This window comes from Phyllobacterium sp., assembly GCF_037994405.1.
Taxonomy (GTDB): domain Bacteria; phylum Pseudomonadota; class Alphaproteobacteria; order Rhizobiales; family Rhizobiaceae; genus Phyllobacterium.
Genome location: NZ_JBBNAN010000117.1, coordinates 1 through 20,175, shown reverse-complemented (window position 1 = coordinate 20,175; position 20,175 = coordinate 1). Strand labels below are relative to the sequence as shown.

Below are 20,175 nucleotides of genomic sequence, written 5' to 3'. Positions count from 1 at the left end.
TCGAATCTCATTTTGCGTTATGTAGTGGCGTCCCGAATTACCCTTTATAAACAGATCATTGGGTGATTCTGGGGGTAAAGAATGACATTGAAGAAAGTATTGTGTGGCTTGGCTCTTATATCGTCAAGCCTGTGGTTATCTGCATGCCAAACGGACGACCAAAAGACCACGAGAACCGGATCTACGGTTTACACAGTTTCAGCAAAATCAGGTCAGAAAGTGGGGCTTTTGAGCAACTACATGGTCAATCCTGATTGTTCCAGTGGCAAAGTTCCAGATTTCAAGGTTGCAACCGCTCCCGCTAATGGAGCAATTGATCTTTGGCACGGATCCGTTTCCCCTGCCTTCCGAGAAGGTCATCCGCAATACAAATGCAACGCACGAAAGGTAGCGGCAGTTGGGGCGTTTTACACATCCAGGGCAGGTTTTGCAGGTACGGATCACCTGGTCGTTTCAAGTAAAGCGCCCGGCAGCGACGTCTATAGTTTCGTTAACGTTCATATTACCGTTACGAAATAGCGACGCTTTTCAGCGTAGATCCATCTTCGCATGAATCGGGTGGCTTGAGGACCAGAAGAGGTGTTTCCTTTGATTTAACAGAAGGAGGCATCCATGAGCACGATCCGATTTACAGCAATGTCGACGACGCTCGCCCGCCACTATCAGGCGGGCGGGGTCGATGCCAACGGTCAGACGCCAGAGACGCATGTCTCTGATGGCGATGGCGTGCCATGCAGGCATTGCCTGCGGAATGTTAAGGCCGGCGATAAGTACCTAGTCCTGTCACACCGGCCATTCCCGGCGCCGCAGCCCTATGCGGAAACCGGGCCAATTTTCCTGCACGCCGACGCATGCGAGCGTCACAAGGAGACGGCGGAGATGCCGGCCATGTTTCGCGAAACCAGCGACTACATATTGCGCGGTTATTCGGATCAGGACCGGATTGTTTACGGGACGGGTGGTGTGATCAGCACGAGCGATATTCCGGCTCGGGCCGAAGAATTGCTGAGACGCGCCGATGTGGCTTACGTCCATATGCGGTCGGCAAGGAACAATTGCTTCCAGTGCCGGATCGATCTGGCATGAAAAAAGCCCGGACAGACGTCCGGGCTTTTTGCTTTATGTAATGAAATCAAGCTGCTATAGCTGACTTCGCTTCCATCATCTCCAGGCCAAGCGCCTCGGCAACCGCCTGATTGGTGATGCGGCCCTTATGGACATTAAGACCATTGCGCAGGTGTGGATTGTCGACCAAAGCTTTGACGCCACGATCGGCCAACTGCAGGCCATATTGCAGGGTAGCGTTGTTGAGGGCATGTGCTGAAGTGACGGGTACTGCACCGGGCATATTGGCGACGCAATAGTGAATGATGCCATCAACTTCATAAGTCGGATCGGAATGAGTCGTGGCGTGCGATGTTTCAAAGCAGCCGCCCTGGTCGATGGCGACATCGACGATGACCGCACCTTTCTTCATACCCGACAGCATTTCGCGGGTCACCAGCTTTGGCGCTGCGGCGCCCGGAATGAGCACTGCACCGACCACTATATCGGCAGAAAACACTTCCTCATCAAGGGCTTCGATGGTCGAGTAGCGCGTATGGATACGACCGCGGAAGAGGTCGTCGAGTTGGCGAAGACGCGGAATCGAACGGTCGAGAATGGTGACGTCTGCACCAAGACCTGTGGCCATCATCGCTGCATTGATGCCGACAACGCCGCCGCCAATGATGGTGACCTTGCCTGGGAGGACGCCGGGAACGCCACCAAGCAGAACGCCGCGCCCGCCATTGGCCTTCTGCAACGCGGTCGCGCCGGCCTGGATGGCAAGGCGTCCGGCAACTTCCGACATCGGCGCAAGCAATGGCAGGCCGCCACGGTCGTCAGTCACAGTTTCATAGGCGATGGCGGTAACACCTGAAGCGAGAAGACCTTTGGATTGCTCAGGATCCGGCGCAAGATGAAGATAGGTATAGAGAATCTGGCCTTCGCGAAGCTGCGCCCATTCTGAAGGCTGCGGCTCTTTTACTTTGACGATCATGTCGGATTGCGCGAAGACTTCTTCGGCAGTTTTGACGACCTTTGCGCCGGCTGCCTGATAGGCTCCGTCATCGGCGCCTATTCCAATGCCAGCTCCGGACTGGACGATGACCGTGTGGCCGTGGGCTATGTATTCGCGTACGGCCCCCGGTGTGAGACCGACGCGATATTCATGGTTTTTGATTTCCTTCGGGCAGCCAACGCGCATAACGCCTCCTGATAGTGTTTTTAAGTGTTCCCTTGAGAATGATATTGCATCACGAATCGTGTCGCATGTCCTTGCCAAGAAGCCTCGACGGAAGGGCTTTTTTCGAATATTCTTGCGCAAAAACACGTATCTCTCGAGGAAAGTTCGAACAATGTCACTGGACAGGATTGATATCGCCATTCTCGATAGCCTGCAGAAGGACGGCCGCATGTCGAATGCGACGCTCGCCGAAAAGGTCGGACTGTCACAATCGGCATGTTCGCGGAGGCTGGATATCCTGGAAAAGTCAGGGGTCATCCGCGGCTATCACGCAAGGCTCTCCAACAAGATGCTGGGGCACCCGGTCATCGTAATTGTCAATATTTCCCTATCCGGACAAGCAGACAAGCAGCTTCGTGAATTCGAGACCGCAGTAAAGCGCTGTCCAAATGTGCTGGTTTGCTACCTGATGTCCGGAGAATATGATTATCTGCTTCGCATCGCCGCGAAGGATCTTGAAGACTACGAGCGGATACACAAATTCTGGCTTTCGGCCATGCCACATGTGACGAAGATCAACTCGTCATTTGCATTGCGAGAAGTCGCCGACCGCACCGGCCTCGGTGTCGAAACCGCACTCATCGAGATCGCCAGCTAGAGCATGCAACCGGCCACAGCCATATCTCGCGCTAGGTAGATAAAATCGTGCGAGAATCGCCATTTTTTGTGAGAATCGGCAATTCTCCTGCAATTTTCGATGGTTCTTGTTCAAACTTGTGCCGAATCTGGCGGGCGCTGTTGAATATCGTCTGAACCTCTCATTATCCAGCCGCCAGCGCCTTTTTGACCTTTGCCGGTGCCTTGGCGTGCCAGGCAAGTTTGATGCGGTGCGCGAGTTCAGCGTCCGAGACAGCGTCGAGGTGCATCAGGATGTAGGGCCAGCCTTTGTAATGGTCTGTCTCGAAATAGATGTTCGGGACGTTCTCGATGAGGAAGGATTTTTCCTCGAGCGGACAGTGGATCGCAAAGGTGTCCTTGTCCCTCAAACGGCCGATGAAGGACGTCTTTACTTTCAACGAGGGCGTTGCCGTGGGTAGCGCTGCGCACGAGCTCCGGAAGGTTCAGTGCCTCGGCTATGGCCCCAGAGCCTTTCAAAAGCTTCATCGAGCGCATCTGTCGTCATGATTTGTAGAACACCTGGCGCACATCGATATATTCGGAACGGAAGCCGGCTTCGCAATAGAAGAGATAGAACTCCCAGAGCTTCTTGAAGCGGCCGTCAAATCCAAGATGGCGCAACCGGTCCCACGAACCCCAGAAGCGCTGGCGCCACTCGGCAAGGGTCCGGGCATAGTCCTGGGGGAATACGTTCTCGCGATAGAGGTCGAGGCCGAAGTCCTTGCCGAGCTTTTTCAGTTTCTCCGGTGTCGGCAACATGCCCCCTGGAAAGACATAGCGCTGGATGAAGTCGGGCCGCTTGCGATAGCGATCGAAGGATTTGTCATTGATGGTGATGATCTGCATCCCGGCGCTGCCACCCGGATTGAGACATTCCTTCACCTTGCCAAAGAAGACCGGCCAATATTTCTCGCCGACGGCCTCGAACATCTCGATCGAGGCAACGTGATCATATTTGCCCTTCTCATCGCGATAGTCCTGGAATTTGATCTCGACCTTGTCCGACAGGCCGGCCCTTTGCATGCGCTGTGTCGCATAGTCGAATTGCTCGCGGCTGATGGTCAGCCCGGTGACAAATGCGCCGATCTCGCGCGCTGCATATTCGGCAAAGCCGCCCCAGCCGCATCCGATCTCAAGAACCTTGCTGCCAGCAGTGATACCGATGTTGTGGGCGAGGGCGCGGTATTTCGCGGTTTGCGCACTTTCAAGATCATTGGCGCCCTCGTCAAACAGAGCCGAGGAATATGTCATCGTCGGATCGAGCCATTCGCGATAGAAGGCATTGCCGAGATCGTAATGCGCCGAGATGTTCTTGCGAGAACGGGCCCGCGTATTCTCGTTCAACCAGTGGCGCAACCGCTGCACCGTGTTGATGAACCAGTTCGAACCGCCGGCAAGATCCTCGCCGACTTGTTCATTGACCACGAAAAGCTCGAGGAAGGTAGCCACGTCAGGGCTATCCCATTCGCCATCCATGTAGGACTCGGCTACACCAATCGTTCCGCCAGCAAAGGCCCGGCGCGGTAAATTCCAGTTATGCAGCACAATCGAGGCGTCGGGACCGGGTTGTTTGCCGCCCACCTTGAAAACGTGCCGGTCGGGTGTGGTGATCGTCAGCGTGCCGCGCGGGAGATGGGCGGCAGCACGCAAGGCTGCCTGAGCCTTGAGCGGGAGGCCCTTCACGACCGCGCCAACATTCTCGGGCGTCAGCCACTTAGGCTGCGCCACTGTTTCGGAAGAAGTCGTCTTTTTCTCAGTTGTCATTTTGCTCAACTTTCAGTCTGCAGCTCAATATTTGCCGCAACCAGACAAATGTTCAAGGTGTATTGATCCATAAGCTGTGCACGGACAGAGCGGATACATCCCGCTGCGAATCTACTGTTATGTGCAAAAGTAGAAACGTCTTTGGTTTGCCGCGCTCACAAGCAACGGCCGGAATAAGATGGCTACGGGCGGTCGCCGCTAGCGTCCCATCCGCCGATCAGGGCCGGCATTGGTGTTCCGCTGACATAGTGGAGCGCGGCGAAGAAGCCGAGCTGGTCGAAGGTGAACGTCAATGCGGAGGCAAAAAAGTTACGGACGATCCGTACTCTTGCACTGAAACGCCCCAGCCTTTCATAGAGCAGAATGACGGCAATGGAATCGAGGAAGAGCAGGACTGTCCCCCAGATCATCAGGGAGCCCATCTCGTCGACGAATTGCACATCCGGCTGGCGGCCCGGCATGGCGTGCAGGGTTACGTGATTGCGGGCGATCATAATGAGCGCGACCAGCAGGAAATTGCCGATGAGCAGCCCATAGATCGGTTGGCGGACAACCGGAACATCCTCCTTGATGTAGAGGAGCAGAATCATCATGAGCTTGCCGCTGAACTGAACAGCACAGTGGAGCCCGGCGATATGATGCCAAATGGCAGCTGGATGTAAAAGACTGCCGCGAGATAGGTTTTGAGGAAGTGCATTGCGCCGAGCGCGCAAACGAAAATGCCGAGGCCATAGCGGTTGCGGCCGTGCAAAAGGATCGCCATCACGCCGAAATACACGACCGATTCAGACAGCAGCAACAGAATATTGGACGCAATCATCGACGGATCTGAATTGAAACAAGCGAATGCAATACCATAGGAATTGCTAACACCAGGTATCGAATTTACTGATCTGGAGGGCCGTCTTATTGCAGAATAAAGCGTGCAAAAAAGCAAAAGGCCGGGAGCTACCCGACCTTCCTAAGCTTACCTCGACATCAGTGCCAGTACATCCGTGGTCAAAAATGGAAACAAGCTATTCGCTATAAGCAACCATTACCCTGTCATTGCGACAGAATGATGACGTGGTGAAAAAGTTGGAAGCGCGTACGCAATACAAATCGCGCTTGAGAACAAGGTGAATGATGATGGTAAAGACAGAGTTAATAGACCGGTTTTAATTTGATCCAACTGGCCCGAGCATTCTATCCTGGTTCGTGCGTCCACCGAAGCAACGGTACCGCACCTCGTAACGCGGATCCAGGATGGCCGTCACATCCTGCGCCGTGCAGTTGCGTCCCGTGCTGCGCAGATATTGTTCAGCTGCGTCCCGGTAGACGACAGGAGGCGTCGCAACGAGGCTGTTGGCGACACCCATGCCGAGGCCGCGGACAAATCCTTCCGTTGTCGACCCGCCGGATCCTGGGCTTATCATCAGGCGGCCACGTGCCGGATTATCGATGATCTGGAATGACTGGCCGCTGCTGGTATTGAACTGTTGCTGTGGCAACCCACCATAATTGGACTTGGCATAGTCAATCCCGGCGCAGCTGCTGAGCGCGACCATCAGGAGAGGGGCCGTGAGCCGCATCGACAGTTTCATGATTCGCTCCCGTATCGTTGAATGGCAAATCCAAGGCCCCAGACCTTTGGCTCAGTTACACCATGGACAATCAACGGTCCATTTAGACTATTGGTTCCCGCATCATTCCTGATCGAGATTTCCCAACAGACTGGCAATGATCGTTGCGGCCGCCCTCGGCAGGTCTTCGGCTATCAGGCCAAAGCCGAGACGGCGGGCGGCGGCGGCGTGACTATACACGGCGGCGCAGGCCGCCTCGAAGGGTGACATGCCTTGCGCCATCAATCCTGCCGTGAGGCCGGCCAGCACATCGCCCGAGCCTGCGGTGGCCAGCAGAGGCGTACCATTGGTGTTGATCGCAGCTCGCCAATCCGGCGCTGCAATCACGGTATCGGGGCCTTTGTAGATGACGATAGCGTTGGCGCGGGCGGCAGCTTTGCGGGCCCTTTCAAGCTTGGATGGTGTCTCCGCCTCGACGATATCGGGAAACAGGCGCTTGAACTCGCCTTCATGCGGCGTCAGTACGAGCCGGACATCGGCGGAGCGCCGGGCTGCAGCAAAAAGCGTATCGTGATGGTCCTGAAACGAGGTAATCGCGTCTGCGTCGAAAACCAGCCTGGCTGTTGGATCCTGCAACAAAGTCAAAGCCAGTTCGCGTGTCTTTTCACCAATACCGAAACCCGGGCCAAGGACGAAGGCGTCGGGCTTCCTCCTCTCGATGAACGAGCGCAGATCTTCCTTGTGATCGCAGCGGCTGAGCACAATCGCGGTGAGGTGGGCGGCGTTGGCGGCCAGGGCCTCGTCTGGCGATAGCATGGTGACGGCACCCGTGCCGCTTCTTGCTGCGCCAAGCGCCGACAGCCGCGCCGCGCCGGTTGCCGTTGCCCCGCCGGAGAACACGGCGACATGACCGCGCTTGTACTTGTGCGTGTCGACATCAGACGCTGGAAGCAAATCCTGCCAGAGGCCCGGCATATTTTCGAAACACCGGCCCCCGATGGCGGCTAGCACATCACGCTTGACGCCAATATCCGCAACGATCAGATCGCCGCAGAGTGTACGTCCCGGATAAAGCACGTGCCCGGGCTTCTTGCGGAAGAACGTAATCGTGCAATCGGCCTTGAAGACCGGTCCGAGCGGCTGCCCGCTTGAACCGTCAAGTCCTGAAGGTATGTCGACGGCCACGCGGCGGACCTTTGCGTCATTGGCCCTGGCGATCGCGTTCGCCGCCTTGCCGGCGACAGGCCTGTCGAGCCCGGCGCCAAACAGTGCATCGACAATGAGGCATCCTGGCGTTGGCTCAAACCCGTCAATCGGGTGCGGTTTAACCGGGCACTCCCGCAATGCGCGCGCAGCATCGGTTCGCTCTTTCGGCGCGCCGGTGGACCAGACATGCACGCAGGCGCCGCACTCGAGCAGCAGTCGGGCAACGACATAGCCGTCGCCGCCATTGTTACCCGGCCCGCACAGGATATGGAATTCAGACGCGTCGCCATGGTGAGCCAGGAGATGACGGGCGATGGCGGTGCCTGCATTGAGCATCAAACTGTAACCATCGCCCGGACCCGCGGCGATCGTCAGCCTGTCCGCTTCGCCCATTTCGGCGGGAGTCAAAATCTCGTGGGCCAAGCGACGCTCTCCTTGTGGGTCATGCGACGCAGAGTAGAGGTTTCATGCCGATCCCGGAAGCCCGCAACGCATCCAAACGTCGTTTCGCGCGTTCTTGATCCGTCAGATCATACAGCTCCGAGGCGCACGAGGACCGCGCGCGGAATGCCGTAGTGCCGGATAGGATCATCATGATTGCGTAAGCCGCACAGCTCGCGCTGGATGAAATAGGCATGAACAGCCTGTGCCGCGGCTTTCAGGTGCAAGGGACGCTCAGATTCCGGAGCGGTGTTCAACTTCTCCAGCGTCTGCTCGACCTTCTGTCCCGCGCGTCCGAGCGCAGCTGCCATTTCCGCCATGATCTCCATATCGATGGCATTTGGCGGATTGTTCCGGTCCGACCGGGAGGTAATGCTTTGTGGCGGTCTAAAAGACATTTCCGGTAGCGCTGTCAGGGTTGCAGATGGGGCTCGAAGTTTGATCGCCGGCGGATGCGAGGTAATTCGAGCACAGAGTTGCCTTCGCCGCAAGCCGGTGACGGATACTATCGTGCCTGGAAATTTCGGTGCCCTGAAAAACAGAACGCGCCCCGTGGGGGGCGCGTAATAAAAGGGCTTTTGCCTGTTGTTTTCTAGATTCTTTTTGACATCATCCTGTTCATTCACAGTGCTAAGCCAATATCCTAACTCAACTAACTATAGGATTTCTGACCTAGGTCCCCCACTGCTTTGCCCGGTCCGCTCCCACACACGTTTGCATGCTTTTTAGTGTTGTTTCATGCGTTGAACTTGCGAACTTGTTATAAAGTTATGTTGCAGAGCGTTACGTCAGCGTGACTCATTGGCTGTTTTTGGGGATTTTTTCAAAGAATCGGATAGCTAATTCGGGTTAGGCGCAATTTGACCATTTTCGCCCATCTATTTCGCCTTTTGATAACGGCAGATTTCTTCACACAAAATGCCGCAACAGGCTAAGTTGCAACGGGCAGACGACTGCGCGTCAGGCGCTGTTGCCCGCCCAGTTCATCGCAACAACGGGCAGGCCGAAATGCGCGAAAGATTTCTATTCGACGGGGCGGACAATGCACCCGTCACTGTCCTACTGGCTCACGGCGCGGGAGCGCCAATGGATTCTGCGTCGATGGAAGCAATGGCCAAGGCTCTCGCCGCTGCTGGCTTTCGCGTCGTCCGCTTCGAATTCGTCTACATGGCGGACCGGCGCACGTCGCAAGCACGCAAGCCGCCACCGCGTGCCGAGATGTTGATCCCGGAATACCGGACGGCGGTTGCCGAGCTCGGTGGAACAGGACCTCTCATCATTGGCGGCAAATCGATGGGAGGACGCGTTGCCAGCATGATTGCCGACGATCTGTATTCTGCAGGCAAGGTCGCGGGACTGCTCTGCCTTGGCTACCCGTTTCACCCGCCTGGCAAGCCCGAACAGCTTCGCACCAGACATCTCGCCGGGCTGATGACGCCCACATTGATTTGCCAGGGGACTCGAGACGAGTTTGGCACCCGCGAGGAAGTTCCGGCCTATGTGCTCTCGGACAAAATCGAGATCGTCTGGCTCGATGATGGCGACCATGACCTCAAGCCGCGCAAGAGCGTATCCGGCCTCACGGCAGCCGATCACCTGAGCACCGTGGCCGAGGCGACCACGGCATGGGCGGGCAAGCTGGTGCGCTGAGTGGCGCAGTTCACCTTGGTCCTACATTGGATGAGCTCTGGTGATTACAAAAAAAACCGGACTAAAAAGCCCGGCCGAAGTGTGAAGGTCAATAACCTTCAGAGGGGAACAACCAATGCGGAACTAAAATGGGAGGAGGAACGCATTGGTCAAATGAAATGTATGCCTCTCCTTAAAGCATTACAAGAGGCGTCTAATACCTTTTACTTAATCCTTTAGGATTAATTCCGGAACAAAATTCCATGGTCCTGTTCGTCGGTAGTGCCATTGGTCCATTTGGAGCGTGATGGAGAGGGGTCTCAGGTGCGAAGCCGGGTGTATATGAGCTCGAAGTCGCGGGCCCAGTTCGTGCCGTCACTTGACCGTTCCCAAGCTCCCGTAATCTTCTTGCCGTCAGCGCTAAACGTTCCGGCGTATCTCTGGAAAAACCCTGGCGCATCCCTCCAGAGTTTCCAGACCCGATCGTCGATGGCCATGTTCACGACGCGATGAACATGGCGGGCGTCAGTGTAGAGCATGGTGAACAGGCCGGTAGAATCGTCGGCGCCGATGATGGAGGTTACGGGGAAGGGAGAATTCTCGACCCACTCGCGCGGAACATTCTTGGCAATCTCGGCATCCACCCGCTGCATCATGAACTGTGAACCAGCTACCCAGGCGAACTGTGTCACACCGCGCGCCATGAATCTTCCGCCCACCAAAGCTTCCGTGGTCCACCCGCCAGCGAGGGGGGTCAGCTTTCGGATCAACTCATCTGACATCGCGCCGCTCCTGTGTTTCACCGCCTGCGCCATCATACCATGACATAGGCAGTCTCATCAGAAGAGACGCATGATAATTGTCAGTGCACGCCGCAGGATCAGCGAGCGGAGTAGGGCGTCGTTCCCGTTATTTCGACGGTTTGTTCCTGCCTATTGAATAAGCACCCTTCGACCGTTTCAGAACCTCGGACAATCGCTCCGGTTCGCGCTTGGTCTTCGGTATGTGTTTCTTTATGGACTCCATCAGATGATCTGGCGCAGTCGGCATCCTGCGAACAAAGTGTTGTGTAGTTCCTCCCATGGCAGTCACTCCTTCCAAAAACTCCCACTATTATAGAACGCTGAAGGGGCTCCAAAAGTTGCTCGGAATGGTTAGATCGCGTGACATTGCTGTGCAGGCCTCCGCGCCATAGGCGGCAGGTTGGTGTTTGGGAACCTATGACGTTCGATCGAGTAGAAGGACATGGATCAAAACGCTTTTCGGCCGCTTACCATCGAGACCGACCAGCTCGGCAATCTGCAAACGATTGAATCGGTGCAAGGTGCGCTGGATTTTCTAGCCAGCAGATGGCCAGCGGATAATGAGATATCCCAGGAGCGGGCAATCAAAATGTGCATGCTGGCGCTCCAGGCAGGGCAAGCGCCGACGTCGCGCGGGAGGTGTTTGTCGAAGCTGCCAAGCAGGCAGGGCTTGCAGTCCATCATGGTATAAGGAACGTGTGAAATAATGGATCCGCTACAGCTGATCGTGGTCGTGGTGTTTGACAAGGACGACGCCGGAACGCTTTTCCCGGTGGGCGAGCCCTGGCAATTCGACAATGAAGAGCGGGCGGTGAGGGTTGCCAAGGATCTGGCATCGAAACACGATGGCGTGATTGCCTGGACCCGGCAGGCGCAACCAGACATCGGGGAATACGGCCCGCCGAAAATCCTGTATCAAGCAGGCGAAGCCATTAATATGGAGTAGATCAGGTCATTCCATCCGAATGATCTGGCCATCACGCATTTCAAAAACGCCGTGCTGGCCGCCCTGTGCCGCAAAACTTGCCTCAAGTTCGCCCTAACGGCTCAAATAGCTGCCGCAAGAACTGCACCTGATCAACGTAAACCGGGTCAGATCGTCAGGTAGGTTGAGGTAGATAGTAAGGCAGTTAGGATATTCCATTGGAAGTCCAGCCTCGTTGGCATAACAATGCCCTCCGCAATAATGCATCACGCGCTTATGTTCGACCGATAGCAAGTGATGTTCAGTGCGCGCGGCAAATTGCTTGTCGCATCCAACAGCATTGTCGTTCTCATCGCCAATAGCTTTGCGCGATTCACCCCTTCCGTTGGACTGATAAAGGTGCAAGACTGGATTTTAACCTTCTGGAAACCGGTTTCTTCATTGGAGTTTTGTGTTTTTTGAGGAGTGCGTGCCATGAGTATTCCGTCTCCACGATACGAAGATGACTATGAGGGCCGTGAGGAAGAGTGTCGCGAGGCGTTGCGCGAGAGATTTCTCCCGCTTGTTTCTTCCAAGGAATTGTTGAGGATCCACCAGCAAGCGATAGAAGCCGGATGGGGTTTGACCGAAGTTCGAAGAGCCATCGATGCTCTTGTCGAAGCCAAGGCGCGGAACGCGGGTAAGGAATCGCCCTGCGAGATGTCTTCTCGTCGCGATCGCCAGAGAAATCGCTTGTCAGAATGAATTGACGATTTGCCCCGACTGCATCTGCGCGATCATCGTATGTGCATGATAGTGCATGGCGCATTTGATCGCGTAGATCTGCATCACGACCGGAGAACGCCGGCGTTTGAGCATCGTCCATAGCCGTTGGCGATAGATGCGCCTCAGTTCTCTGTCTGGCACCCGGCGCATCAGGCGCAGGAAAATGCCAAGAGCCTCGAACATCCACAGGGCATTGAGTTTGGCGAACCGTAGTGGATGGCTGCGCAGATGCCGCAGCCGCGTGCGCTCCGGCTCAATGCGCTCTTCGAGATAAAGGGCGTCGAGCCGATCGAAATAGGCTTGGGGCTTGTGTAGATCGTCCATGACGGCGAGGTAGCCATCGCGAAGTGCCTCACGACTGATATTGAGCGGGATGACATTTGTGCCAAAAGGTTGCCGATCGGCCGGATCAAGCCGCCCTTCCTTGAGCAAGCGAGTATAAAGAGGTGTCTTGGGGATCGCCGCCAACATGCCGACCATGGCATTGACGATGCGTGCTTCCTTGATGAAGGCCCGTTGAGTGTCGAAGATTGAGGCGTCGTCGTTGTCAAAACCGAGGATCATGCCGCACCAGACTTCCAGACCAGCGCGTTGAATTGTGTGTACCCGCTCCAGCATAGTCGCGCCCTTGCGCACATTTTGCAGTTTCTTGGTTTCCCGCAATGCCGCTTCGTTCGGTGTCTCGATACCGATGAAGACGACACGGATGTTGGTGTCGACCATCAGCTCCATCAATTCCGCATCATCGGCGAGATCGATGGAGGCCTCGGTAACGAAGGTCATCGGATAGTTGTGCTCAACCTGCCAGGCAATGACCTCGCGCAATACTTCCTTGATCGCTTTCTTGTTGCCGATGAGATTGTCGTCGACGATGAAGGCGGTATCCATGCCAGTTGCCAGCAAAGCCTCCATTTCCGCAAGGATCTGCCTGCCTGTCTTGATACGGGGCTTGCGCCCGAACACGACGATGATGTCGCAGAACTCACAGGTAAAGGGGCAGCCACGCGAAAATTGGATACTGCCGACGGCATAATCGTCCATCTTGAGAAGATCAAAGCGTGGCACCGGAACCGTGCTCATGTCGGTTTTTTCGACCTGCTCGTAACGGCGGGCATGCCGCTGTTCGGCCCATTCGGTGAGGAAGCGCGGCCAGGTCTCTTCTGCCTCGCCGATAAAGGCAACATCGGCGAGATCGCCAAAATAAGACTCCTGGACGGTGATCCACGGGCCACCGACAACGACAAAGCAATTACGCTCCTTCAATACGGAAAGTATCTCCTTCATGCGAAACCGTTGGACGATCATACCGGTGAGGCCAACGATATCGGCGCGGGTGCACAGATCGTAGTCGATGGTTTCGACGTTTTCGTCGATCAGTGTGATCGTGTGTTCGGGTGGAGTGAGCGCGGCCAGCAAAGGCAGACACGCTACGGGCAAATTGGCCTTGGCGTCGAACAGGGGCAGGGCATGTTCCAGTCCCCAATAGGACGCTTCAAACCGCGGATTGATAAGCACGATGTGGGCCATGGCAATTTCCCTCTTGATCGTATCGTTGGGTGCCCTATGCGTTTTCCATTGCCGGTACTGCGAGATTCCTTGCTATTCTTCATGCTTTCACTGGACCGGACTCGTCGGCAGCGGTGTTTTCGCTACTTCCTGCAGTCGTTCAATTGACGTTCCTCAATTGAGAAGGTGCCTTTGGTGTTGATGATCAGGCCTTTCGCGATGCAGACGCGGCCGGTCTTGTCTTTGAGTTTCGCGTCGTAGACCCCCGCCGGAGTATTAAGGATGCGCAAGCGCTCATCATGATCAACCGAGCCATCCTGATCGTTCTGGCATTGGTTCATTCCCGTCGGGCTCAGGTAGAACTCGGTGACCGTATTGGGTGTGAGATTCCAGAACTGCAGGTGATTGCCGGCGGCATGGGCCGATGTGACCAGCGCCAAAGATAAGGCGGCGATGGCGGTTGGTCTCATTGTCATCTCTCACTACGCTTTAACGAAGACTGCGTTCAAATTCGAAATTGCGGGACATTGCCTTTTTCGTTGTCGCGGCAGGACAGCGCTGTAAAGGGGATGTTGGCAGCGAATTGAGATCAATGCGCCGCCAACATCAAGTTTGGCTTTTACGCCTTGCCGCCGTTTTTCTTGCATTGGCTGCGAAACTTGGAGCGCTCCTTGCCATGAAGTCCCTTAGCGTCGGCCTGCGCAGAGCAGGCTTTTGAAACGGCTGATTGTGCAGGTGTCATCGTATTCGGTGCCACCGGCTTTTGCTTGGTCATCGATCCGGTTGATTTCGAGGTGGCCATCGGTGTAACCGGCGTCGTTGGCGGCGTAGCCGTCTGCGCCATGGCAGCAGTGCCCATGAGAGCGAGAACGGCCGCAGTGGTTATTGCAGTAACAAATCGCATTGTCGTTTCCTTTGCGTTATGAACCGGATCGGGTCGTGAGCTGTGAAATCAGACCCTTGCACTTTGCTAATCTTGCACCACGGCATTGCTTGCACCTTGGTCTGATTGAAAGCGAGGGCGATCTCAGCACCGCAAAATGCCAGGAGCAGGCCAGTTCGGTTCGCCGGATTTCCCCAAAGCCAAAGAACGGCCAGCAACAGGGGAACGAGAAATATCACCCGTTGCGCGGTTGCATTCGCTACAGCGACCGTGGTGGCGGCGGGATGCTCTGAGGCATTGAAGATCAGGAAACCCTGTTGGCTCCGCCGCTCAAGTCTGGCTAGAAGTTCCGCCACTATATTGTTTGCCCTCCTGCTCCCGGGAATCTGCGGACATTCGTGCCGGTCGATACGCTGTCCGTGGGTCCTCCTCCTCTGAGCTTGGCGAGGACTCTACCAGCGGAGGCTGAGGTGGAACTGAAATCGTGCTATGTGGACATCCTCCAGATGCTCGCCTCAAAGAAACAGAGTGGGGCAACTCGACAATTCACCATCTATTTGACTGAGTTGAGCAGTCTGGAGTTGGCATTGGGGAGTGGGCTTGCGGAGACGCACTGCGAGCAAATGTGGTGCCATTGTTTGAGAGGATGGCTCCCTTTTGATCCAGGTTTGGGAAACTATTACGCATTGTTTCGACAAAACGTCACTTTGTATCAACCTAAACTGGGCCAGCCGAGGGCAGGCTGCAGATACAAGGTGGATCTTCCCAAGGTGTAGTCACGTGCAATGAATGCACGGTCCCGCTCGAGCATTCCAAACTCGATATCTCTTGTTGGCGATTAGGGAAGACGGCTCGCGACAGAATCTGTCCAGCGATCATGCTGCATCGACTTGAAGTAGTGGCTCCCCGGGCCGGATTCGAACCAGCGACCGATCGGTTAACAGCCGATTGCTCTACCACTGAGCTACCGGGGAATATCTACTTACTCATCAGCGAGGTGGCCTATAGCAAAAGGGTTTCGCTTTTGCAAAGGACCATTTCGATTTTTTTCGATTAATGTGCATAACAGAATGATGACATGGCCGGGCAGGCTTCCTACATCGGGTTCTGAACCCTCATGCAACCAAAAGAGAAGATTTTGTCCCAAGGCCCCGAAGACACCGAAAGACAGGCGCATTCAGCGCGGCACCAGCATCATGGGCATAAAAAACGCCACCACCTGCGGATATTTGGCCGGCATGTTCCCGTGCCGCAATCGGTGGCAATGCGTCGCACGCTAGGGGGGCTGCTGGTCGCCGGCGGTGCGCTCGGGTTCCTTCCTGTGCTTGGGTTCTGGATGATTCCCCTTGGGCTTGTCGTCCTGTCAAAGGATTCGGCGCTGGTACGCCGCAAGCGACGGCAGATCGAAGTGAAACTTGGCCGCCGCTGGAAGGGCAGCTGGTTCGCTTCGGACAAAAGTGACAGCTGAGAACATTTGCGATTCGGTGCAGGCTTACTGCAAACGGCGCGACCTGGTCGGGACCGGCACCTTTCGCAGGACGGGACGAGGGTGCTTCGGGCGTATGCTGCTGCCGCGCCCCCGGGTCGGCCACACTTGCCAAATTGACTGGAAAATAGCACATGCGTAATTTCCACGATCGACAAGCGGTAAAGCCGACGGTGTTGATGCATTGAGCGGCGGACCTTCTTTCGTCCAACTTTCTGCCGGCGCACCGTGACCTACGGCACAGGGAGGATCATGAAATGACGGAAACGTTTGTGAGTATCCGATACATTGTCGATGACGTGCCCGCGTCCATTGAATTTTATACAACCTTGCTGGGCTTTTCGCTCCAACAGGACGCAAGACCAGCTTTCGCATCGGTGACTCGCGGCGGTCTGCGGCTGTTGCTAAGCGGCAAGACCAGTTCTGGCGCGCGGGCGATGCCTGACGGGCGACAACCGGTCCCGGGTGGCTGGAACCGAATTTTGCTCATCGTGTCCGATATTGCCGCGGAGGTTGAACGGTTGCGAAAGGCGGGTTTGTCGTTCCGAAACGATATTCTCAAGGGCGTTGGCGGGAGCCAGATATTGCTCGACGACCCGTCCGGGAACCCGATCGAACTCTTCGAGCCAGCCCCCGCCCACTGAGCGCAGCATTCGGTGCATGACCGCCGTTGAATTCGGCCCGGCGTGGTTGCTACAACCGCGCAAGATTGGCTCGTTATTGCATAAGCTTGCGGTCGCAACTCGTTGCCAAAGATGATAATTAGCGAAACAGTCAAACGAAGATCAATCCGGGAATGCTCAAATGAGATTAGCTTGCTACGTTCTGATCGCCGCCGCTCTCCTCTTTTCATCTTCATGTGCCACTTCCAATATCGACAGCAATTTAGCAACCACCTCCATCAGAAACTCGGTATATGATGAGTGTGGGTGGGCGGCGGATTCTTCTACTCTCACGAGCTTAATTCCCGCCATTTCATCAGGCCGGGACGGATTTCAACGAACCACGAGAGCGGTCTGTGCTGCGGCCAAGGGTGCGCCGGCTCCGGCGTCACCACAGGATTTTGTTACGGTTGAGGTCGAGGGCAAGCTGATTCGCGGAAGGTTCCTCGAACCGGGAGAGAAACTCGCACAAGGCTGATAGCGGATACCCCGGTCGAATTTCAACCAACGCACCTCTCGCCATTGGATTGACGCGTGTCCGCGCGCGCCAGCGGTCTTGAGCAGGCAGGGTTGCCTCCGCTTTTGCAGATTCGCGGTTCAATTGACGGCCTGATCGCCACATGTGTCGGCTTCGTTCGAAACCGCATCCAATTGGGCTTCTTCTCCGGCGACAAGTGAACAATTGGACAATGAATTTGCCATCTCGTGCGCCTGCAAATCTCCCCATGCTCCGGACGAGTGCCCAATAGCATAGTATCCCGCAGCACAAGCCAGCGCGAGGGAGAATGACACTATGCATCCTTTTAGTGATTTATCCATGAGTCGGCACCAGCTGGCTTCTCTTTGCGCCGCACGTCCGAGGTTTAGCAGCACTTTTTCAAGCACCGCAAGAGCAGTTGTAACCAATGGCGCTCGGCAAAAGCCAACTCCATTGGTAGCGCATGCATTCATCGGCGGTTCAGGCGATGAGCATTATCAGTGAGGGTAACACTTAACGCCGAGACCCAGATCATGAAAAGAACCCTTGCTGCTCTACTAGTTGCCGCCATCTCGATCAGTCTACCGTCGTCTCCAGCTTCGGCCGACGACTATTATGATGGCTGGTCGTCGGAGCGTAGTTGGCATGACGGGTACGATCGTGGCCGCGACGACGGATACTATCGTGATCGGGGACGAGGCGACTACCGGGATGAGGAAGACAGGAGCGATTATTCGAAAAACCGCCACAAGAAACGGGATACTGCAATCATTGCCGGTATCGCTGGGCTTGCCCTCGGTGCGGTCATCGTAGGATCGCTTGCGAAGCACAGGCAGAGTGCGCCAGTCTATTCCCGGCCGGCACCCCGTGACCGTTTAATTTACGATCCGAACTAAAATAAGCCGCACGGGCCGAATCATAGACTTGAGCAAGGTATCAATCGCAAGAGTTCAGCAAGGTCACGTCACAAATGTTTCAATTGGACTTGTGAAACCGAGACAAGCTTCCATCTGGCCATGACGACCGCAAGTATGATGGAGACCGCGGCAGTGATTGATATTCCGCCGTGGCTGACGGCCAGGCGCCCGCCATCAGGCTGGCAAGTTCCACAGGTGCGAATCTACTGTTTTAAGGTTGTTTCATTTTTCGTATTGCGGCACAAAACAAAAACGGCTATTCGAAATGCCGCAAGTGACGGTGTTCGGAATGAAAATTCGTCGCTTCCATAAGTAGTTAATTTCATTAGCTATTTTGTCTTTGAGGCCTCGTGGCGGAGTGGTTACGCAGAGGACTGCAAATCCTTGCACCCCGGTTCGATTCCGGGCGAGGCCTCCATGCACTTTGAGCACCACCCCAACTATTTGATAACGCTTATCTTTTTATCGGGTGTGGTAGCTTGGGACACCATCCCACCTTCAGGGTGTGGCAGTATGTTCCCCATTTCACCCCAATCAATCTTCGAAACCGCCTGTCTGGCAAGTCGCGCGCGCTGCGCATTCCGGGTGTAGATTTTCGACGTCTTGGCATCCTTCCAGCCGAACATTCCCTCAAGCATGAGATCGGTTGCCTCGTTCTCCGCCATGTTCGCAGCAAGGCCTTTGCGGACACTATGGGCGCTCAGAGTGCCAAGTCCGAGACGCGGACCCCGGTATACATCAGAATGGTCAAACCAAGCACGGCTTTCGATCGAGGGCCATGGCGAGCAACGTCCTTTGCGATATCGTCATCCCGCATCCTCGCATGCCCATCGGTTTTTATCCGGAATGATTCAACCAGTTTCGCGGTGTTGTGCTTGACCAGCGGTGTTGGCTTGGCTGCTTTGCCGACCTCAAATACCTGGCGCAGGATCTTCAATCGTTCATCTGCGGCAAATCGAGAGGCCTTCTTCCGATTGCGCAATATCTCGATGTTGGTGACGTCAAGCGCCGCGATGGGCATATGCGCGAACAGGCGTGCATCTTCCGGGCTCAATGGCTCCTTCAGCATGCTATCGATGCGTCGCGGGTTCGTCAGTATTCATTACTTAGATCAAATTGATGCGTTCTTCGCGGCTGCGGCGGGCTCGAAACGGTGCAGCCCGACGCGCCCTTGGGAGAAGTGAGCCGGGGCTCGTGCCAGGGGGCATCCAGCAAGAATGTCTTGCTTGAGATAACCTTAGTCGACCGATTAGTCGCTAATAGGGTCTAGGTCGAGAGTGCGTCAGTAAACTTGCGCTGGCCATGAGGCGAGGCCCGGCTGAGGAAAGGGACGTGCCGAGCCTCCGTTGCAGCCGCCGCACATACAACGTCGCAAAAGACTGCCGTTGACGCGTGTCGCTGTCAAATCACATTGGGGCGAGGAAAAAAGGTGAGGCCCGGGTTGGCCACGTCGCAGTGCCGAGCCTCACCGCCAGGAAAGGATATCCGTCCCCCCGACCGAGGAAGATTGTCTTTCGATGAATAGCATGTCAACCGCTTAGCCCGGTGCTGTTCATTCGGTGGCCGGTTATTTTACGTTAGCGATCAACGCATGGGGCCGATCGATGCTTCGGAAAAATCGCGGCGCCACTCCGTTCGCGAGGAACCTCTCTACGCACGAGGTCGTTTTCCATGAGGAGAAGATTTCGTCAAAGACGGAGGTTCAAATGTCTATTCGACTTTTCGCAATCGCAGCGGCCACGCTCTGGTTTGCTGCCCCGGCGGTCGCCGACTGCCAACAAGAACTGAGCAATCTCAAGCAACCGGCTGTATCCGCCGAGACGGGAGCGGTGACCGATAATTCTGGCATGCCTGCTACCAAGCATCAAGAGGAAGTCTTGTCAGGCAAGCAGCAGAAAAGCGGAACTGAAATCACCGGATCGACAACGGGCGCCGTGGAAGCAATTTCACCACACCAAAAACAGGTCACCGGCCAATCCTCCGGCACACCGACTGACAAGATCGGTCAATTGATGGTTGAAGCGCGCAAGATGGTCGACGCCGGCGATGAACAAGGTTGCATGAAAAAGGTTTCAGAGCTGAAGGACTTGATGGGTATAAAATAGCGCGGACGCGGTGAACGCCGCTCGTAAGTGCTCACAAGAGGCTTCTGTCGGCCCATGTGTGCGGGGGCCATAGGCTTCCGGTAGATCGCGCCAGGGAGCACCTGAGCGCAAGACCCAAAAGGTACCGTTCAGGACGCG

Annotated in this window: 23 protein-coding genes, 2 tRNA genes and 1 pseudogene; 11 read left to right on the top strand and 15 right to left on the bottom strand. The window is 55.7% G+C overall.

From position 1 onward, the window contains the following. Positions 1–81: 81 nt before the first annotated feature. A complete protein-coding gene (locus tag AAAC48_RS06960; protein ID WP_340653484.1) occupies positions 82–519 on the top strand; it encodes a hypothetical protein in 438 nt (145 codons plus the stop codon). A gap of 93 nt (positions 520–612) precedes the next feature. After that, positions 613–1,086, top strand: coding sequence for a DUF1203 domain-containing protein (locus AAAC48_RS06955; protein WP_340653483.1), 474 nt, complete (start codon positions 613–615; stop codon positions 1,084–1,086). A gap of 46 nt (positions 1,087–1,132) precedes the next feature. Here the strand turns inward: AAAC48_RS06955 and ald are convergent, their stop codons facing one another. Continuing rightward, positions 1,133–2,248 carry an alanine dehydrogenase gene (gene ald / locus AAAC48_RS06950; RefSeq protein WP_340653482.1) on the bottom strand — a complete coding sequence of 372 codons (1,116 nt, stop codon included), beginning with the start codon at positions 2,246–2,248 and terminating at the stop codon, positions 1,133–1,135. Positions 2,249–2,399: 151 nt separating this feature from the next. Here ald and AAAC48_RS06945 point away from each other — a divergent pair, with 151 nt between their 5' ends. Then, entirely contained in the window at positions 2,400–2,885 is a 486-nt protein-coding gene (locus AAAC48_RS06945) for an Lrp/AsnC family transcriptional regulator (RefSeq protein ID WP_340653481.1), read from the top strand. Between the two features lie 163 nt (positions 2,886–3,048). Here the strand turns inward: AAAC48_RS06945 and AAAC48_RS06940 are convergent, their stop codons facing one another. From AAAC48_RS06940 to AAAC48_RS06910, 7 genes are all read right to left on the bottom strand, one after another. Beyond that, positions 3,049–3,303: a hypothetical protein gene (locus AAAC48_RS06940; RefSeq protein ID WP_340653480.1), complete on the bottom strand. Its 255-nt coding sequence runs from the start codon at positions 3,301–3,303 to the stop codon at positions 3,049–3,051. A 103-nt stretch (positions 3,304–3,406) separates the two neighbouring features. Next, positions 3,407–4,669: a cyclopropane-fatty-acyl-phospholipid synthase family protein gene (locus tag AAAC48_RS06935; protein WP_340653479.1), complete on the bottom strand. Its 1,263-nt coding sequence runs from the start codon at positions 4,667–4,669 to the stop codon at positions 3,407–3,409. A 182-nt stretch (positions 4,670–4,851) separates the two neighbouring features. Further along, the gene (locus AAAC48_RS06930; RefSeq protein ID WP_340653478.1) at positions 4,852–5,262 is read right to left on the bottom strand and encodes a hypothetical protein; all 411 of its coding nucleotides are present in this window, start codon (positions 5,260–5,262) and stop codon (positions 4,852–4,854) included. Continuing rightward, positions 5,259–5,489 carry a hypothetical protein gene (locus tag AAAC48_RS06925; protein ID WP_340653477.1) on the bottom strand — a complete coding sequence of 77 codons (231 nt, stop codon included), beginning with the start codon at positions 5,487–5,489 and terminating at the stop codon, positions 5,259–5,261. Before AAAC48_RS06925 ends, AAAC48_RS06930 begins: the two co-directional genes overlap by 4 nt. A gap of 337 nt (positions 5,490–5,826) precedes the next feature. After that, positions 5,827–6,252, bottom strand: a complete 426-nt coding sequence (locus AAAC48_RS06920; RefSeq protein WP_340653476.1) for a hypothetical protein — start codon at positions 6,250–6,252, stop codon at positions 5,827–5,829. A 102-nt stretch (positions 6,253–6,354) separates the two neighbouring features. Beyond that, positions 6,355–7,860 carry an NAD(P)H-hydrate dehydratase gene (locus AAAC48_RS06915; RefSeq protein ID WP_340653475.1) on the bottom strand — a complete coding sequence of 502 codons (1,506 nt, stop codon included), beginning with the start codon at positions 7,858–7,860 and terminating at the stop codon, positions 6,355–6,357. Between the two features lie 107 nt (positions 7,861–7,967). Further along, complete coding sequence (locus tag AAAC48_RS06910) at positions 7,968–8,276, bottom strand: DUF6665 family protein (protein WP_340653474.1); 309 nt, start codon at positions 8,274–8,276, stop codon at positions 7,968–7,970. Positions 8,277–8,886: 610 nt separating this feature from the next. Here AAAC48_RS06910 and AAAC48_RS06905 point away from each other — a divergent pair. Further along, entirely contained in the window at positions 8,887–9,528 is a 642-nt protein-coding gene (locus AAAC48_RS06905) for an alpha/beta fold hydrolase (RefSeq protein WP_340653473.1), read from the top strand. A 299-nt stretch (positions 9,529–9,827) separates the two neighbouring features. On the opposite strand, the gene AAAC48_RS06900 is transcribed toward AAAC48_RS06905, so the two are convergent. After that, a complete protein-coding gene (locus tag AAAC48_RS06900; RefSeq protein ID WP_340653472.1) occupies positions 9,828–10,289 on the bottom strand; it encodes a hypothetical protein in 462 nt (153 codons plus the stop codon). 727 nt (positions 10,290–11,016) lie between these two features. Here AAAC48_RS06900 and AAAC48_RS06895 point away from each other — a divergent pair. Continuing rightward, positions 11,017–11,256 carry a hypothetical protein gene (locus AAAC48_RS06895; protein WP_340653471.1) on the top strand — a complete coding sequence of 80 codons (240 nt, stop codon included), beginning with the start codon at positions 11,017–11,019 and terminating at the stop codon, positions 11,254–11,256. Positions 11,257–11,709: 453 nt separating this feature from the next. After that, complete coding sequence (locus AAAC48_RS06890; protein WP_340653470.1) at positions 11,710–11,979, top strand: hypothetical protein; 270 nt, start codon at positions 11,710–11,712, stop codon at positions 11,977–11,979. Here the strand turns inward: AAAC48_RS06890 and AAAC48_RS06885 are convergent. From AAAC48_RS06885 to AAAC48_RS06870, 4 genes are all read right to left on the bottom strand, one after another. After that, the gene (locus AAAC48_RS06885; protein ID WP_340653469.1) at positions 11,971–13,527 is read right to left on the bottom strand and encodes a DUF4070 domain-containing protein; all 1,557 of its coding nucleotides are present in this window, start codon (positions 13,525–13,527) and stop codon (positions 11,971–11,973) included. The two genes, AAAC48_RS06890 and AAAC48_RS06885, sit on opposite strands and share 9 nt — an antisense overlap. Positions 13,528–13,649: 122 nt before the next feature. Next, entirely contained in the window at positions 13,650–13,976 is a 327-nt protein-coding gene (locus tag AAAC48_RS06880) for a hypothetical protein (protein WP_340653468.1), read from the bottom strand. 149 nt (positions 13,977–14,125) lie between these two features. Beyond that, positions 14,126–14,410, bottom strand: a complete 285-nt coding sequence (locus AAAC48_RS06875) for a PsiF family protein (protein ID WP_340653467.1) — start codon at positions 14,408–14,410, stop codon at positions 14,126–14,128. An 878-nt stretch (positions 14,411–15,288) separates the two neighbouring features. After that, positions 15,289–15,363, bottom strand: a tRNA-Asn gene (locus tag AAAC48_RS06870). A 245-nt stretch (positions 15,364–15,608) separates the two neighbouring features. Between AAAC48_RS06870 and AAAC48_RS06865 the strand changes: the two genes are divergently transcribed. From AAAC48_RS06865 to AAAC48_RS06850, 4 genes are all read left to right on the top strand, one after another. Then, entirely contained in the window at positions 15,609–15,857 is a 249-nt protein-coding gene (locus AAAC48_RS06865; protein ID WP_340653491.1) for a hypothetical protein, read from the top strand. 275 nt (positions 15,858–16,132) lie between these two features. Beyond that, positions 16,133–16,519: a VOC family protein gene (locus tag AAAC48_RS06860; protein WP_340653466.1), complete on the top strand. Its 387-nt coding sequence runs from the start codon at positions 16,133–16,135 to the stop codon at positions 16,517–16,519. A gap of 1,029 nt (positions 16,520–17,548) precedes the next feature. Continuing rightward, positions 17,549–17,911 (top strand): hypothetical protein, encoded by a 363-nt coding sequence (locus AAAC48_RS06855; RefSeq protein WP_340653465.1) that lies wholly within the window; start codon positions 17,549–17,551, stop codon positions 17,909–17,911. 365 nt (positions 17,912–18,276) lie between these two features. Further along, a tRNA-Cys gene (locus AAAC48_RS06850) sits at positions 18,277–18,350 on the top strand. Between the two features lie 282 nt (positions 18,351–18,632). Here the strand turns inward: AAAC48_RS06850 and AAAC48_RS06845 are convergent. Further along, positions 18,633–19,001, bottom strand: a complete 369-nt coding sequence (locus AAAC48_RS06845) for a hypothetical protein (RefSeq protein ID WP_340653464.1) — start codon at positions 18,999–19,001, stop codon at positions 18,633–18,635. 535 nt (positions 19,002–19,536) lie between these two features. On the opposite strand from AAAC48_RS06845, the gene AAAC48_RS06840 reads away from it, so the two are divergent. Further along, positions 19,537–20,037 carry a hypothetical protein gene (locus AAAC48_RS06840; protein ID WP_340653463.1) on the top strand — a complete coding sequence of 167 codons (501 nt, stop codon included), beginning with the start codon at positions 19,537–19,539 and terminating at the stop codon, positions 20,035–20,037. Positions 20,038–20,094: 57 nt separating this feature from the next. On the opposite strand, the pseudogene AAAC48_RS06835 reads toward AAAC48_RS06840, so the two are convergent. Then, positions 20,095–20,175 (bottom strand): annotated as a pseudogene (locus AAAC48_RS06835) (transposase); the annotation flags it as partial.